Source organism: Mesorhizobium sp. M7A.F.Ca.MR.148.00.0.0, from assembly GCF_003997735.1.
Taxonomy (GTDB): domain Bacteria; phylum Pseudomonadota; class Alphaproteobacteria; order Rhizobiales; family Rhizobiaceae; genus Mesorhizobium.
Genome location: NZ_RZTB01000732.1, coordinates 1 through 230, shown reverse-complemented (window position 1 = coordinate 230; position 230 = coordinate 1). Strand labels below are relative to the sequence as shown.

Below are 230 nucleotides of genomic sequence, written 5' to 3'. Positions count from 1 at the left end.
CTGCTCAAGCCGTTTCGTAGGGAAGAGCGGTAGACGAGCAGGACTTGGTGCCTTTCCTCTCCCCCGATCGACGGGGTATAGGAAGGGCGACAAGCTGTCCCTGGGACGAAGAACCTGTCCCTGGAAAGCCTCACATCGCCGTAAAACCATTGTCAACGAACAGATGCGTGCCGTTGACGAAGCTCGACTCGTCGCTGGCCAGGTAGAGCGCTGCCCTCGCCACCTCTTCC

Annotated in this window: 1 protein-coding gene; it reads right to left on the bottom strand. The window is 59.6% G+C overall.

Features of this window, described 5'->3' with window-relative positions; translation table 11 throughout:
- Positions 1–130 precede the first annotated feature (130 nt).
- Positions 131–230 (bottom strand): SDR family oxidoreductase (locus tag EOB49_RS36030; RefSeq protein ID WP_127383591.1); only part of this gene is annotated, 100 nt, incomplete at its 5' end.